This window comes from Fusicatenibacter saccharivorans (assembly GCF_015557635.1).
Lineage (GTDB): Bacteria > Bacillota > Clostridia > Lachnospirales > Lachnospiraceae > Fusicatenibacter > Fusicatenibacter saccharivorans.
The window spans coordinates 186355-202719 of the sequence record NZ_JADNOP010000006.1; the positions used below are offsets into that span (position 1 = coordinate 186355).

Annotated in this window: 13 protein-coding genes, 2 tRNA genes and 1 rRNA gene; all 16 read left to right on the forward strand. The window is 50.6% G+C overall.

Annotated features, from left to right (window positions below):
* The first annotated feature begins 46 nt into the window (after window positions 1-46).
* Window positions 47-3622 (forward strand): DUF5717 family protein, encoded by a 3576-nt coding sequence (locus I2G42_RS07195; protein WP_070103251.1) that lies wholly within the window; start codon window positions 47-49, stop codon window positions 3620-3622.
* Entirely contained in the window at window positions 3604-4851 is a 1248-nt protein-coding gene (locus tag I2G42_RS07200; protein WP_055228638.1) for a DUF5716 family protein, read from the forward strand. The genes I2G42_RS07195 and I2G42_RS07200 overlap by 19 nt, the downstream gene beginning before the upstream one ends.
* Before the next feature lie 3 nt (window positions 4852-4854).
* Window positions 4855-5631, forward strand: a complete 777-nt coding sequence (locus I2G42_RS07205) for a hypothetical protein (RefSeq protein WP_022462659.1) — start codon at window positions 4855-4857, stop codon at window positions 5629-5631.
* Between the two features lie 436 nt (window positions 5632-6067).
* Window positions 6068-7609, forward strand: coding sequence for an anthranilate synthase component I (gene trpE, locus I2G42_RS07210; RefSeq protein ID WP_022462658.1), 1542 nt, complete (start codon window positions 6068-6070; stop codon window positions 7607-7609).
* Complete coding sequence (locus tag I2G42_RS07215; RefSeq protein WP_022462657.1) at window positions 7606-8178, forward strand: anthranilate synthase component II; 573 nt, start codon at window positions 7606-7608, stop codon at window positions 8176-8178. The genes trpE and I2G42_RS07215 overlap by 4 nt, the downstream gene beginning before the upstream one ends.
* Before the next feature lie 34 nt (window positions 8179-8212).
* Window positions 8213-9232 (forward strand): anthranilate phosphoribosyltransferase, encoded by a 1020-nt coding sequence (gene trpD / locus I2G42_RS07220; RefSeq protein WP_195530896.1) that lies wholly within the window; start codon window positions 8213-8215, stop codon window positions 9230-9232.
* 4 nt (window positions 9233-9236) lie between these two features.
* Window positions 9237-10019, forward strand: a complete 783-nt coding sequence (trpC, locus tag I2G42_RS07225; RefSeq protein WP_022462655.1) for an indole-3-glycerol phosphate synthase TrpC — start codon at window positions 9237-9239, stop codon at window positions 10017-10019.
* Between the two features lie 53 nt (window positions 10020-10072).
* Window positions 10073-10681, forward strand: coding sequence for a phosphoribosylanthranilate isomerase (locus tag I2G42_RS07230; protein ID WP_055228636.1), 609 nt, complete (start codon window positions 10073-10075; stop codon window positions 10679-10681).
* Window positions 10674-11858 carry a tryptophan synthase subunit beta gene (gene trpB / locus I2G42_RS07235; protein ID WP_022462653.1) on the forward strand — a complete coding sequence of 395 codons (1185 nt, stop codon included), beginning with the start codon at window positions 10674-10676 and terminating at the stop codon, window positions 11856-11858. The genes I2G42_RS07230 and trpB overlap by 8 nt, the downstream gene beginning before the upstream one ends.
* Complete coding sequence (gene trpA / locus I2G42_RS07240) at window positions 11851-12633, forward strand: tryptophan synthase subunit alpha (RefSeq protein WP_055228635.1); 783 nt, start codon at window positions 11851-11853, stop codon at window positions 12631-12633. Before trpB ends, trpA begins: the two co-directional genes overlap by 8 nt.
* A 137-nt stretch (window positions 12634-12770) precedes the next feature.
* Window positions 12771-13694, forward strand: coding sequence for a ribonuclease Z (locus I2G42_RS07245; RefSeq protein WP_022462651.1), 924 nt, complete (start codon window positions 12771-12773; stop codon window positions 13692-13694).
* Window positions 13687-14712, forward strand: a complete 1026-nt coding sequence (gene tsaD / locus I2G42_RS07250; RefSeq protein ID WP_195530897.1) for a tRNA (adenosine(37)-N6)-threonylcarbamoyltransferase complex transferase subunit TsaD — start codon at window positions 13687-13689, stop codon at window positions 14710-14712. The genes I2G42_RS07245 and tsaD overlap by 8 nt, the downstream gene beginning before the upstream one ends.
* A gap of 79 nt (window positions 14713-14791) precedes the next feature.
* Window positions 14792-15520, forward strand: coding sequence for a 2-C-methyl-D-erythritol 4-phosphate cytidylyltransferase (gene ispD / locus I2G42_RS07255; RefSeq protein WP_022462649.1), 729 nt, complete (start codon window positions 14792-14794; stop codon window positions 15518-15520).
* Between the two features lie 250 nt (window positions 15521-15770).
* Window positions 15771-15856: transfer RNA gene (locus tag I2G42_RS07260), tRNA-Ser, on the forward strand.
* A gap of 48 nt (window positions 15857-15904) precedes the next feature.
* Window positions 15905-15994, forward strand: a tRNA-Ser gene (locus I2G42_RS07265).
* 296 nt (window positions 15995-16290) lie between these two features.
* Window positions 16291-16365: ribosomal RNA gene (locus I2G42_RS07270) — 16S ribosomal RNA — on the forward strand; the annotation flags it as partial.

Sequence of the window (16365 nt, forward strand, 5' to 3'; positions counted from 1 at the left end):
TGTGGAAAAGAACGAAAACGATTTAGATAAAATAAGGTGAAAAACATTGAGAAGAAGATTGGAACAACTGCTGAACGGCAGATTTGAATATGAGGTTCCCCATCTGCTGCTGTCCGAGACGGAGGTGGCCCTGACGCTGGACGCGGGGCAGAATTTCCGCGGAGAGCTGAATATCGGAGCGGAAGACGGGAGAAGAGTAAAAGGAATTGTGACCACAGATCATCAGAGAATCGTTCTGGCGAAAAATCAGTTCCAGGGAACGGCGAGTACGATTGAGTACGGCGTGGATACCAGCGGATTAAAAGCAGGCGATGAAATCTGTGGAAACATCACCGTCAGCAGCAATCTGGAGGAACGCTGCGTGCGGGTACACGTCTCGATTGCGGGAAAGACAATGAACATTTCCGGACAGGAGATTCATTCCCTGGCAGATTTTGTGCATCTGGCAAGCCATGATTTCGGCGCAGCGTACCGCTTCTTTGTAAAAAAAGAGTTTGCACGTCTTCTTCAGAAAGAGGCACCGGAGCAGATGGCACTTTATCAGGGACTGTCCCACAAGCCGGTGACATTTCAGCATCTGGAGGAATTTCTGGTTGCCCTCGGTCAGAAAGAGCCGGTGATGCTTTCGGCGGAACAGCCGGAGAAAACTGTGCTTACCGTGGACCAGCCGCGCAAGGAAACACTGTATCTGTATAAAAATACCTGGGGCTACGTCCGCATGGAAATCGAGGCGCAGGGAGACTTTCTGGAAGTGGAAAAGAAAGTCGTCACTTCAGAAGATTTCATCGGAAGCGTCTACGGTGTGGAATACATTATCCATCAGGAGAAAATCGGAAACGGCCGCCATTACGGCAGAATTACGGTGCGTCAGGGAAAACAGGAGCTTCGCTTTGAACTGGAAGTGACAAACAGCGAAAAGCATGTGACCAGCAGGAAAAATACGGAGCGCGACCGTCAGATAACTGCCATCGCGCGCGGCTATCTCGATCTGGCAGTCCATAAACGCGACTACCGTACCTGGTATCAGGATACCTGGGAGGCCATCGAGCAGTTCGAAAAAGCCGGCGGAGACATGGCGTGGGTGACGCTGGGAAAAGCATGGCTGTACGAGAGCCATGAGGAAACCGGAAAAGCAAGAGAAACGCTTTCTTACGTAAAAGAGCATCAGGAACTGCTGGACACCGCGGAGAAAAAAGGAGCGTACCTGTATCTGGCATGGAAGCTGAAAATGGAAGTGGGCCATACCGATCTGGTATCACGCCTTGGAACACTGATGCGGCAGGAGAGTGCAAGCTATTTTCTGCTAAAGCTTGCCATTGATGCCGACGATTCCTGGCAGCAGTCGCTGACCCGTCAGCTCTACGCGATGGAACTTTGCTATGAGTGCGGGTGCAAGAGCCCGCTTTTGTATCTGGATGCGGCACAGCTCTATCTCCGCCAGGAGGGACAGCTCCGCCGGATTTCGCCGTTCACCGTTCAGGTGCTGAAATTTGCGCAGAAAGAAGGCATTTTAAGCGGGGAACTGTTAAAACGGGCCGCTTATCTTACAGAGACGATGAAAACGTTCGATGAGAATGTCTATCAGATTCTGACTGCGGGCTATGAGCGTTTTCCATCCGATGAAGTGCTCGAAGCCATCTGCAAACTGGTGATGAAGGGCCGCCCGGTGCGGAAGGAATATTTCCCGTGGTATGCAAAAGCCGTGGAGCGGAACATCCGCATCACGCGCCTGTACGAGTACTATATCGAAACGATGGATGCGTCGTTCGACGAGGTCCTTCCGCAGGTCATCCGGATGTATTTCTCCTACAGCAACACACTGGCAGGCCAGAAGAAAGCGCTGATCTACGCCAACGTGATCAAAAACCGCGAAAAAGACCGCCATACATTCCAGAGCTACCGCCCGGCGATGGAGGTTTTCACGGCAAGACAGATCCAGAAAGGCCGCATGAACCGCGAATACGCCGCACTGTACCGGACTTTTCTGAAAAAACCGGAAGATCCCGACAGCGCAAAAGCGATCGCAAATGTGCTGTTTACCCATCATGTAACGTGTGAAAATCCGAAAATCACGCGTGTGATCGTCTGCCATCCGGCGATGGCGGGCGAAACGTCTTATCCGATGACGGAACAGGGTGCTTATATCCGTCTGTACGGCAAAAAAGCGCGGATTCTTCTCGAAGATGAGCAGCGCAGAAGATATGCGGTGACAGAAACCTGCCGCGTAGAGCCATTGTTTACGGATGAAGAGCTTGCCCGTGCCTGCGGCGGTTTTGCCATTGAAAATCCGGGTCTGCTGCTACACCTGTGCGGGGAGCAGGAAGAGGAGATGCAGCTTACTGCAGAAAATCTTGCCTGGTATCAGCAGGCAGCGCGCACGAGCGCATTTTCCAGTGCTTACCGGAAAACAGTGCGTCAGAAACTGCTGGAATACTATCTTGCCCATCCGGATGAGCGTGAGACCGAGGCGGCTGTTGCAGAGCTGGAGGACAGCGCTTACGCAAAGGTGGACCGTATTTCTACGATCGAGCTTCTGGTACGCTACGGCTGTTACAGCCGCGCCTTTGCCCTGACGGATCGGTACGGCTACGAAAAGATCCCGGTGTCGTGTCTCTTCCGTCTGGCGCATGCGATGATTCTGGAAAAAGAGTTTACAGAGGACGAGGAGCTTCTCTATCTGGCATCCTACGTGGTAAAACAGGGCATTTACGATGAAATTGTATTGTGCTATCTGAGAGATTATTTCACCGGTTCTATTGAGGATATGTGCAGTTTATGGGATAAAATCCGCGGCTTCCAGATGGAGAGCGACAAGCTGGAGGAGCGTATTCTGACCTGGTCCGTCTTTGTGCGCAGCCACCCGAAGTGGGAGCAGGAAATGCTGGAGAACTACATCCGACAGAGCGGAAAAGAGCATGTCATTCTGGCATACCTGACGTATCTTGCGATCGGCTATTTTATGGACGGAAAACCGCTTTCGGATCAGATGTTTGACTACTTGGACCGCGCCTGGAAACAGGGTTGGGAGCTGGACGAGATCTGCCATCTTGCGATGCTGAAACATCTTTCCACGAAGCCGCAGCTTTCTGAGGAGGAAGAAAAAGAGGCGCATACCCTGCTTCTGGCGTTTACGAAACAGGGACTCCGCTTTGCCTTCTACAAGGATCTGCCGGAGCACCTGACCGAAGGCTTCCAGATCGGCGACCGCATGTTCATCGAGGAACGCCAGAGAGCGGAGGCAAAGGTGACGATTCATTACCGGACAAACGCCGAAGAAACATGGAAGAGCGAACCGATGCGCAATATGTATCAGGGTATTTTTGTAAAAGAGTTTCTGCTGTTCTACGGCGAGAAAATGGAGTATTACCTGACCTTTACGAACCGTCAGGGTGAGGGAAAAACAGAGGTGAAAACCGTCTCCATGACCGGCGAACCAAAAGCAGGAAAGACGCGGTACCAGCTTCTGAATCAGATGAAAGCAGCGCGCGCGGCAGGAGATTTGAAAAAAGCAGAAGAAGCATTCCGAAAGTATCTGCAGCAGGAGGCTCTGGTTCGGAACTGTTTTGCACTTGTGGATGAAAAGAAGCAGCAGGAGGATACGACATGGAACAGAAAAATTTGATTTTAGGATTTGATTTTGGAGAGAAATATTCCCAGTTCTGCTGCTATGACAGGGGAACCCATACAGCTGTCTCCATCCCGGTAAAAGAAGGAGAAGAGGCGGTGGAATTTCCGACCGCCATTGCCAAAAAACGGAATGAGGAAACGTGGAAAACAGGACCGGATGCAGAAAAATCTGCTCACGCGGAAAGCGGCATCTGGCTGGACAATCTGTACGAGATCTGCATGGGATCCAGCATCTGCCAGATCGAAAACCGGGATTACACGCCGGGAGAAGTCCTTGGCACGTTCCTTCGCGAAGCACTGAAGATGATCGGCATCGAGCGCCCGGACCAGCAGATCCAGGCGATGATGATCACCACGGGCCATCTGACCCGTCCATTTGTGGAAAATGTGCGTGAAGCATACAAGATAATCGGACTTCCGCGCGGCAGAGCCTACCTGCAGGAGCATGACGAGAGCTTTTACTGCCATGTGCTGAACCAGAAGCCGGAGCTCTGGAGCCGTAAAGTCGGTCTGTTTTTCCTGAAAGATGAGGAAGCATCGTTTTCTGAACTTTCCATCAGCCGTAAAACGAAGCCGGCAACTGTGACCGTAAAACGGGGGCCAAAAGCCGCACTTTCGATCGAGCCGATGGAGCGCGACCGCGATTTCTGCCATCTGATGGGAGAAGCGATGGGGAATGAAATTTATTCCAGCGTATTTCTGGTGAGCGAGGAGTTCGACCTTGCCTGGGCAGACAACTCTCTGCGTCAGTTAAAGAAAAACCAGAGAAGAATCTTCGGCGGAACGAACCTGTTTGCACAGGGCGCCTGCTTTTCCGCGCGCGAAAAAGTGGAGGAGCGCCGCTTAAAGGGCTATCTCTTCCTCGGAAATGACCTCGTGCGCTACAACATCGGCATGGAGATGACGATCAATGGTTCTCCGGCATACTATGCGCTGATTGCAGCCGGTGTGAACTGGTATGAAGCAGAAAAAGAATGTGAGCTGATCCTCGACGGAACGGAGGAGCTGGAATTTGTTGTAAGCTCCATGGAAAGCGGAAAACGAAACCGCTATACCATGAAGCTGGACGGGCTGCCCAAACGGCCGCCGAAGACAACACGGATCCGTCTGCGTCTGGAGTATGATTCTCCGGTTACGTGTCAGATCACCGCAGAGGATTTAGGTTTTGGTGATATGTTCCCGGCAAGCCACAAAATCTGGCACGAGACGATGGGGGAGGTGTAAACGATGAGCGGTTATATTTTATGTCAGGTCAAACGGGCGAAAAATCCGTATTATATTTCCAACATCAGCACAAATATTTATTCCATCGAGGAACTGTGCTATTATCTGTACCACAACATCTATCTGCTGGACGAGACCATCATTAACGAGCAGCTGCTGGTGTGGATGAAAGAAGAACTCCACTTAAGAAGACTGTACCAGCGTCTCTACGTCCTTCTGGAGGAGAAAAAGAACATCGGTGAGTTTATCCTGCCGATCTTCAAGGAGATCAATTATCTTTCCCACGATCAGTTCCGTGAGATGAATGAGCGCCTGAAACGGTTCGAGGAGCAGCCGGAGATTGTGCGGAAAAAAATCAAGGGAGACTACCTTGTCGACCACGAAAAATATATCAATGCGATCCAGGTTTACCAGGAAACGCTGAAAGATACCGAGGAAAACGAAACCAACATGGGAAGCCAGTTCACCGGAAGTATTTACAACAACATGGGCTGTGCCTACGCAAGTCTGTTCCAGATGAATGAAGCACTTACGTGCTTTCAGAAAGCAAATGAAGAGCTGCACACGAAAGCATCGTTAAAGAGCTGGCTGTTTGCGGTCTACATGAGCAAAGGACAGGACGCCTATGAGCAGATGTGCACCGAGCGGAAAGTGGATGCCGAGACGAAACGGGAGATGGACCGCCAGATCACCGAGGCAATGCAGGTCGAGCTCCCGCGCGATCTGGACGAAGCTCTTGCGGCGTGGACACGGGAATATCATAAAAATACCGGACTTTGAACAAAAAGAACAAAAAAATTACTTGACAGCAAAAAAGAATGGGACTATAATACAGCGCATAAGAAAAAAATAAATACTTCGAAACCGATGAAGTGGAGATAACGTTGGAAGCGCACTCACAGAGAGCCCGGGCAGGTGGAAGCCGGACAGAAAGCGGATCAGCAAATGGACCACGGAGGGTACAGGGAAAAGCGGGAAACCGTCTGAGTATTCTGTAACGTGCAGGCATACGTTAGTTGCCAGGAATATGATCGTATTCTGCAGAGCGTGTGAGCAATCGCAAAACAAGGTGGCACCACGAGTATAAAAATATACCCGCCCTTGGCAAAGAACAAAGTGATTCTTTGCCGGGGGCGGTTTTTTGTATATCAGAAATTGGTTCTGAGGACCAGTGTTGATGACAGCCTTTGCAGACGCAAGGAGAGGAGATAACAAGATGAAACAGATGACGTTAGAAGAAATTTCAAAAGCAGCCGCATCGGGAGCTTTTCGGAAAATCCCGGTAAGCAGAGAAATTTATTCGGATATCCGTACACCAGTAGAAACACTGAAAGTCCTGCAGGGCGTCAGCAGCCACTGCTACATGCTTGAAAGCGTGGAGGATAAAAAACAGTGGGGAAGATACACCTTCCTCGGCTACGATCCGTCGCTGGAACTCACCTGTGTCAACGGAAACCTGACAATCACCGCCGATGCGGCAGAGATGAAAAAAGTAGAAGATATTCCGGAAAGCCACAAAGAACAGCTTCCGACCGGACAGATCCGGCTGACCGCAAAGACAGCCCATCCGGGAGCTGTCATCAAAACCCTGATTGAGAAAAATAAAAGTCCGAAGATCGCGACACTGCCGACCTTCACCGGCGGCCTCGTCGGATACTTCTCTTACGATTACATCAAGTACAGCGAGCCGACCTTAAAGCTGGACGCAGAAGATCAGGAACATTTCAAAGATGTCGACCTGATGCTGTTCGATAAGGTCATCGCCTATGATAATTATCGTCAGAAAATCGTACTGATGCTTAATATCGAAACCGAAAATCTCGAAGAAAATTACGAAAAAGCCGTACAGGAACTCGAAAAAATGGAAGAACTGATCCGCTTCGGAAAACCGGCCGAGACGAAAGCCGGCCACCTGAAATCCGAGTTCCACCCGCTCTTCGATGAGAAAGCGTACTGTGAGAAAGTCGAGCAGGTCAAACATTATATCCACGAGGGAGACCTCTTCCAGCTCGTTCTCTCCAACCGGCTCGAAGCCGATTTTGAAGGCAGCCTCTTCGATACGTACCGCGTCCTCCGCACAACGAACCCGTCGCCGTACATGTTCTACTTCTCGAGTGATGATGTTGAGATCGCCGGTGCATCCCCGGAAACTCTCGTAAAAGTCGAAGACGGAGAGGTCCGGACCTTCCCGCTTGCCGGAACGCGGCCGAGAGGAAAGAGCTATGAAGAAGACCAGCGGCTGGAAAAAGAACTCCTCGCCGATGAAAAAGAGCGTGCCGAGCACAATATGTTGGTCGATCTGGGAAGAAACGATCTTGGAAAGATCTGTGATTTCGGAACCGTGGAAGTAGAAAAATACATGTCAATCGAACGTTACTCCCACGTCATGCACATCGGTTCCACTGTAAAAGGACAGCTTCGGAAAGACAAGACCGCAGTCGATGCTATCGATTCCGTTCTCCCGGCCGGAACCCTCTCCGGTGCCCCAAAGCTTCGTGCCTGCCAGATCATCAACGAGCTGGAAAACAACAAGCGCGGCATTTACGGCGGTGCGATCGGCTATCTGGATTTCACCGGAAATATGGACACCTGCATCGCAATCCGGCTTGCGTTTAAGAAAAACGGAAAAGTGTTCGTCCGCTCCGGTGCCGGCATTGTAGCCGACAGCGTACCGGAAAAAGAGCATCAGGAATGCATCAACAAAGCAAAGGCCGTGATGGTCGCACTTGCAGAGGCAGAAGGAGGAAGCAACTTATGATACTGCTGGTAGATAATTATGACAGTTTTTCCTATAACCTGTATCAGCTCGCCGGTTCGATCAATCCGGACATGAAGGTCATCCGGAACGACGAGATGACGATCGACGAAATCTGCGCACTGGCACCGGCATCCATCATTTTATCTCCCGGACCGGGCCGTCCGGAGCAGGCAGGCCGATGCATGGAGATTGTAGAAAAATTAGGCGGCGAGATCCCGATCCTCGGTGTCTGCCTCGGCCATCAGGCAATCTGTGCCGCGTACGGCGCGACCGTCACCTATGCGAAACAGCTGATGCACGGCAAACAGTCCGAGACAACGCTGGATCTTACCTCGGAATTATTCCAGGGGCTGCCGGAAACCGTTCCGGTTGCAAGATACCATTCCCTCGCAGCTGATGAAGCGACACTGCCGGAAACCTTAAAGGTAACGGCAAGAACTGCAGACGGCGAGGTCATGGCAGTCGAGGACAGTGAGAAAAAGATCTACGGAGTCCAGTTCCATCCGGAATCCATTCTGACCCCGCAGGGCAGACAGATGGTAGAAAACTTCTTAAAAATTACAAGATAGATCACAGGACAGCAAAGAAAGAGAGGAACAGAATATGATTCGGGAAGCGATTGTAAAACTGGTAAATAAAGAGAACTTAACCTACGAGATGGCAGAGGGCGCCATGGATGAAATCATGGGAGGAAAAGCCGATCCGATCCAGATCAGCGCATTTTTAACTGCCATGACGATGAAAGGCGAGACAATCGAAGAGATCACCGCATGTGCCAACGGCATGAGAAAGCATGGTGTTCACATGGAACATGACAAGGATGTTCTGGAAATCGTCGGAACCGGCGGAGATAAATCCAATTCCTTCAACATCTCCACAACAGCATCCCTTGTGATCTCTGCAGGCGGCGTCGCAGTTGCAAAACACGGAAACCGCGCCGCATCGAGCAAATCCGGCGCAGCCGACTGTCTCGAAGCGCTCGGCGTCAAAGTCGACCTGGAGCCGGAGAAAAACAAAGAAGTTCTGGAAAAACTTGGAATCTGTTTCCTGTTCGCACAGAAATACCACATGTCCATGAAATACGTGGCACCGGTCCGCAAGATGCTCGGCATCCGGACCATTTTCAACATCCTCGGACCGCTGACCAACCCGGCAGCAGCCACGATGCAGGTGATGGGTGTCTACGAGGAAGCACTTATCCGCCCGATGGCAGAAGTTCTCTCCAATCTTGGTGTCAAACGCGGCATGGTTGTCTACGGCCAGGACTGCCTCGATGAAATTTCCTTAAGCGCACCGACAAGCGTCTGCGAGATCAAGGACGGAACGTTTGAGGAATACGTCATCACACCGGAAGAGTTCGGCATGACCCGCTGCACCAAAGAAGAGCTGGTCGGCGGAACTCCGCAGGAGAATGCTGAAATTACGAAAGAAATTCTTGCAGGAAAGAAAGGCCCGGCAAGAGACGCTGTTGTCCTGAATGCCGCCGCAGCCCTTCATGTAGCAAAAGAAATCCCGATGCAGGACGCTGTAAAACTGGCAGAGGAGCTGATCGACAGCGGAAAAGCACAGAAAAAACTCGAAGAGTTTGTGTCACTCGCCAATAAATTGGCAGAAGAGGAATAAACATATGATACTGGAAACGATTGCAGAAGCCACAAGAAAACGTGTCGCTGCAGAAAAAGAGAAGTGTTCTCTTGCAGAAATGAAAGAAAAGGCAATGGCGATGAACCCGGACACCGGATTCCCGTTTGAACAGGCGCTGAAAAAGCCGGGCATGTCCTTTATCTGCGAGGTAAAAAAAGCCTCCCCGTCGAAGGGCATCATCGCAGAAGATTTCCCCTATCTGGAGATCGCAAAGGAATATGAAGCGGCCGGTGCCTCCGCCATTTCCTGCCTGACCGAGCCGGAATACTTCAAAGGCGACAAGCGTTACTTAAAAAAAATTGCAGAAACCGTATCCATCCCGGTTCTGCGGAAAGATTTTACCGTGGATCCCTATATGATCTACGAGGCAAAGGTGCTCGGAGCCACCGCTGTCCTTCTGATCTGTGCGCTGCTGCCGGAGGAAACCTTAAAAGAATATCTGGAAACAGCGCATTCCCTCGGCCTTTCCGCTCTTGTGGAAGCCCACGATGAGGCGGAGGTTGCACAGGCCATGCGCGCCGGAGCAAGGATCATCGGCGTCAACAACCGCAACTTAAAAGATTTCACGGTCGATATCCACAACAGTGAGCGGCTGCGGGAGCTTGTCCCGGAAAACATTGTTTTCGTATCCGAGAGCGGCATCAAAACGCCGGAGGATGTCGGAAGACTGTATCAGAATAAAACCGATGCCGTTCTGATCGGCGAAACGCTGATGCGGAGCAGCAACAAAAAAGCAGAGCTTGAAAAACTCTCTTCAATGTGTTAAAGTGGTAACGTAAGTGTGCAAAACAAAACAGAGCGCACGGGGAGTCAAACGTTATGGAAGAACAGACCAGAATCAAAATCTGCGGGCTCACACGGCTGGAAGACATCGATGCGGTGAATGAGCTGAAGCCCGAATATGTCGGCTTTGTCTTTGCAAAAAGCCGCAGACAGATTACAAAAGAACATGCCGTGACGCTGCGGCGCTATCTGGATCCCGAAATCCAGGCGGTCGGCGTTTTTGTGAACGAGCTTCCGGCGATTGTCGCAGGATACCTCGAAGAGGGCGTCATCGATCTGGCACAGCTCCACGGAAATGAGAGTGAAGAATATATCCATTCGCTCCGGTTCCGCACCGGCGGGGAACTGATCAAGGCATTTTCCATCAAAACCAGGGAGGACGTCGAAAAGGCGAAAAAAAGCAGCGCCGATTACATCCTTCTCGACCACGGAAAAGGTGGTACCGGCGAATCGTTCGACTGGTCACTGATCAGAAACATGGACCGCCCGTATTTCCTTGCGGGAGGCCTGAACGCCGAAAATGTGGAACAGGCGATTTTACAGACACATCCCTTCGCCGTCGACATCAGCAGCGGTGTCGAGACAGACGGCGTAAAGGACCCGAAAAAAATCACAGAATGCATAAGGAGGATAAGACATGTCTGACGGAAGATTTGGTATTCACGGAGGCCAGTACATACCGGAAACTCTGATGAATGAAATTATCAATTTGGAAAAACAGTACAATTATTATAAAAACGATCCGGAGTTCTGCCAGGAGCTCGATGACCTGCTGAAAAATTACGCGGGCCGCCCGTCCCTTCTCTACTACGCAGAGAAAATGACAAAGGATCTCGGCGGAGCAAAAATTTACCTCAAACGAGAGGATCTGAACCACACCGGAGCCCACAAAATCAACAACGTGCTCGGACAGTGCCTCCTCGCAAAAAGAATGGGAAAAACCCGTGTCATCGCAGAGACCGGAGCCGGCCAGCACGGTGTGGCAACCGCAACGGCAGCAGCGCTGATGGGACTTGAGTGTGAGATCTTCATGGGAAAAGAAGACACCGACCGTCAGGCCCTCAATGTATACCGGATGGAGCTTCTCGGGGCAAAAGTAAATGCCGTTACTACCGGAACTATGACCTTAAAAGATGCCGTCAATGAGGCGATGCGCGAGTGGGTATCACGTGTCGATGACACCCACTACGTTCTCGGTTCCGTTATGGGCCCGCATCCGTTCCCGACCATCGTCCGCGATTTCCAGGCTGTCATCAGCAAAGAGGCAAGAGAGCAGATCCTCGAAAAAGAAGGAAAACTCCCGAAAGCCGTCATGGCATGCGTCGGCGGCGGAAGCAATGCGATGGGTATGTTCTATAACTTCATCAATGACAAAAATGTCCGCCTGATCGGATGCGAGGCAGCAGGACGCGGCGTCAACACCGCAGAGACTGCAGCAACCATTGCAACCGGAACACTCGGCGTCTTCCACGGTATGAAATCCTACTTCTGCCAGGATAAATACGGTCAGATCGCACCGGTTTACTCGATTTCCGCAGGCCTTGACTACCCGGGCATTGGACCGGAGCATGCATATCTGCATGACATCGGCCGCGCCGAATACGTTCCGGTAACGGACGATGAGGCAGTAGAAGCTTTTGAATACCTCGCAAGAACCGAGGGTATCATCTGTGCGATCGAGAGTGCCCATGCAGTAGCCCATGCGATGAAGATCGCAAAAGAATTTGATCCGGAAGACTCCATCATCATCTGTCTGTCCGGACGCGGAGACAAAGACGTAGCAGCCATTGCAAGATACAGAGGGAGGGACCTTCATGAGTAAAGTAACAGAAGCATTTTCAAACGGCAAAGCATTCATTCCGTTTCTGACAGCCGGAGACCCGAAAATTGAAAAAACAGAGAATTATATTCTGGAGCTCGAAAAAGCAGGCGCAGACCTGATCGAGATCGGAATCCCGTTTTCCGATCCGATCGCCGAGGGCGTTGTCATCCAGGAGGCAGACCTCCGTTCCTTAAAAGCCGGAACCACCACCGATAAAATTTTCGATATGGTAGCCTCCGTGCGCAAAAAAACAGACATTCCGCTGGTGTTTATGACCTACTTAAACCCGGTGTTCCATTACGGATACGAGCCGTTCTTTACAAAATGCGAGGAAGTCGGCATCAACGGCATCATCATCCCGGATATGCCGTATGAGGAAAAAGGCGAATTAAACGATATTGCGCGCAGCCATCAGGTAGATGTCATTTCCCTGATTGCGCCGACGTCTGAGCAGCGCATCCAGAAAATTGCCGCAGACGCCGAAGGTTTTATCTACCTCGTATCGTCTCTGGGCGTTACCGGTGTCAGAAGCGAGATCAAGACGGATCTCGATTCCATGATCGCCGCAATCCGCAAAGTAACCGATATTCCGGTAGCCGTAGGCTTCGGCATCAACACGACCGATCAGGCGGCCAACATTGCAAAAATTGCGGACGGTGTCATCGTCGGAAGCGCTATCGTCAAAATGATTGCGAAGTACGGCACTCATGCGGAGCAGCACATCTATACGTATGTCCGCATGATGAAGGAAGCTGTCATGACAGCAAATAAATAAAACCCGCGTCATTGCGTGTTTGAAAAAACTGTGTTAAGATGAGAGCGTGTCTGAAACAAACCGTTTTGGACACGCTTTTTCAACGTAAAATACCTGACCGGCTTTCGAAAAAGCCGGATAGAATATGGAGGAAAAACGTGTTAGATGTATGTTTACTGGGAACAGGCGGTATGATGCCTCTGCCAGGCAGACGCCTGACCGCCCTGATGACCCGATACAACGGAAGCAGCCTTCTGATCGACTGCGGCGAGGGAACCCAGGTTGCCATCAAGGAAAAAGGCTGGACCTTTAAGCCGATTGATGCCATCTGCTTCACCCATTACCACGCAGACCACATCAGCGGCCTTCCAGGACTTCTCCTGACGATGGGAAACACTGACAGGAGAGAACCGCTGACCATGATCGGCCCAAAAGGCCTGGAGCGCGTCGTCAATTCACTGCGTGTCATCTGCCCGGAGTTGCCGTTCCCGATTGTATTTCACGAGGTGACAGCGCCGGAGGAAGTGATTGAGATGAACGGCTACAAAATCACAGCCTTCCGCGTGCAGCACAATATCACCTGCTACGGCTATTCGCTGGAGATCTCCCGCAAGGGAAAATTCGATGTGGAGCGCGCTAAAGCACAGGAAATTCCGATTAAATGCTGGAATCCGCTGCAGAAAGGCGAGACTGTCACCCTGGATGGAAAGACGTATACGCCGGACATGGTCCTCGGCCCTGCCAGAAAGGGACTGAAGGTGACCTACTGCACCGATACCCGCCCGATTCCGTCGATCTCCGAACATGCGAAAGGCTCCGACCTTTTCATCTGCGAGGGAATGTACGGCGAGCCGGAAAAACAGGCAAAAGCAAAAGAATTTAAGCATATGACCTTCTACGAGGCGGCAAAACTGGCAAAAGATGCCGAGGCTGCCGAAATGTGGCTGACCCACTTTTCCCCGTCGCTCGTCGGCCCGCAGCGGTACATGGATGAGGTACAGAAGATTTTCCCGGCCGCAGAGCTTGGAAAAGACGGAAGATCAGTAGAACTGTTATTTGAAGAGGAAACGAAAAATGAGTGAAAAAGATACCCTGATTCTTGCAATTGAGAGCTCCTGCGATGAAACCGCAGCATCCGTCGTGAAAAACGGAAGATGTGTGCTGTCTAACATTATTTCATCCCAGATCGCCATCCATACCCTGTATGGCGGCGTTGTGCCGGAAATTGCATCCAGAAAACATATCGAAAAAATCAACCAGGTTGTAGAAGCAGCCTTAAAAGAAGCCGATGTCACTCTGGATGATATTGATGCGATCGGTGTTACGTACGGCCCTGGCCTTGTCGGCGCACTTCTCGTCGGCGTGGCAGAGGCAAAAGCGATCGCCTATGCAAAAAAGAAACCGCTGGTCGGCGTTCACCATATTGAAGGCCACGTCTCGGCGAACTATATCGAACACCCGGATCTGGAGCCGCCGTTCCTGTGTGAAATCATCTCCGGAGGCCATACCCATCTTGTCATTGTAAAAGATTACGGTTCTTTCGAAATTCTCGGAAGAACGAGAGACGACGCAGCCGGAGAAGCCTTCGACAAGGTAGCCCGTGCCATCGGACTCGGCTATCCGGGCGGACCGAAGATCGACAAGCTGGCAAAAGAAGGAAACCCGCACGCCATCGACTTCCCGCGTGCCCACATGGAGGATGCGCCGTATGACTTCAGCTTCAGCGGCGTAAAATCTGCCGTTTTAAACCATCTGAACAAATGCCGGATGATAGGCGAACCAATTGTCGAAGCAGACATCGCTGCGTCCTTCCAGCAGGCCGTTGTGGACGTTCTGGTGGATAATGCCATTCGTGCGGCCAAAGATTACCATATGGACCGTCTGGCGATCGCCGGCGGCGTTGCATCGAACGGGGCACTCCGCGCGGCGATGGAAGCAGCATGTGAAAAAGAGGGCATCCGCTTTTACCGTCCGTCCCCGATCTTCTGTACCGACAATGCGGCCATGATCGGTGTGGCAGCTTACTACGAGTACCAGAAGGGAACCCGCCACGGCTGGGACCTGAATGCCGTACCGAACCTGAAGCTTGGAGAACGATAAGAAAAAGAAACTTCCGCAGCAGAACGGAGAAGAGAGATCTGCTGCGGAGTTTTTGTATTTGTAGAAAACGGAGGAAAAGATGAACGAGAAGAAAGAAAAATACACTGCGGTTGTCCTGGCAGCCGGAAAGGGAACCCGGATGGGCGGAAGCGTAGCAAAACAGTTTCTGGAAATCGGAGGAAAACCAGTCGTGGTTTACGCGCTGGAGGTTTTTGAACATTCGCCGGAGATTGACCAGATCATTCTTGTGACAGGTGCGGATAAAATAGAATACTGTCAGAAAGAGATTATCGAAAAATATGGAATTAAGAAAACTGTTTCCGTATGCGCAGGCGGAAGGGAACGGTATGAATCTGTCTGGAAAGCATTGCAGACGCTGAAAAGCCTGGAAAGCGAACAGGAGCAGAAGACCGATTACGTTCTGATTCACGATGGCGCCCGCCCGTTTTTAAACCAGGAAATGCTGGAACGTCTCTGCGCATGTGTAAAAGAAGAAAAAGCCTGTGTCCTTGGCATGCCGGTCAAGGATACCATCAAGCTTACCGATGAAAACGGAAAAATCAGGGAAAGCCCGCGAAGAGATCTTGTATGGCAGGCACAGACCCCGCAGGCCTTTGCAGCAGAGCTTCTGTTTCCGGCATTCGAAAAACTGATACAGCATTCCACAGAAGGAATCACCGACGATGCCATGGTTGTGGAGCAGGAGATGGGAATCGCATCAGTGATGGTAAAAGGCGGCTATGAAAATATAAAAATCACAACACCGGAGGATCTGCTCGTTGCAGAGAGCTTTCTGGCAGAAAAATAGAAAAAAGCAAAATACAGAAAGCAAACTATAAATGGGTAAAAACAAATGTGCGAATTGCAAAACAGGGAAAAACAGCGAAAACGAAAAAGAAATTGAAAAAAATGTAAAAAAAATTCAAAAAAGTGGTTGACATTCTGAAACACTGCTGATATAATAACGAATGTCGCTGAGCGAGAGAGATAAAAACGCAAAGCTGACAAGCCAAAAACTGAGATGATTTCGGGAGTTACCGAGATTTGAATTCACACACGGAGAGGTATCGAAGCGGTCATAACGAGGCGGTCTTGAAAACCGTTTGTCCGAAAGGGCGCGTGGGTTCGAATCCCACCCTCTCCGCTCAAAACTCAGTTAACTGAATATCTGATTATGAATCAGGCAAACTATGGAGAAGTACCCAAGCTGGCTGAAGGGGCTCCCCTGGAAAGGGAGTAGGTCGTTAATAGCGGCGCGAGGGTTCAAATCCCTCCTTCTCCGCTCGACTTTGAAAAAAGTTGAAAAAAGTTCTTGACAAATGCAAATGAGTTTGATAAAATAAATGAGTTGCTGATCGAGAGAACAGCAAAGATCCTTGATAATTAAACAATGAAACACATCCTCGAAAGTTCTGAATAAGTAATTCAAAACGATCGAAAGATCCTTTAAAACAGTAAAAGGGATAAATTAGCTAGTATGTTGATTTTGAACTTGGAACAAATCTCGCAAGCGAAGCTTGCAAGATGAACGCGTAAAATTCGCCTGTGCAAGCACGTGAATTTCTAAACGCGCACATTTTATCAGAGAGTTTGATCCTGGCTCAGGATGAACGCTGGCGGCGTGCTTAACACATGCAAGTCGAGCGAAGCGGC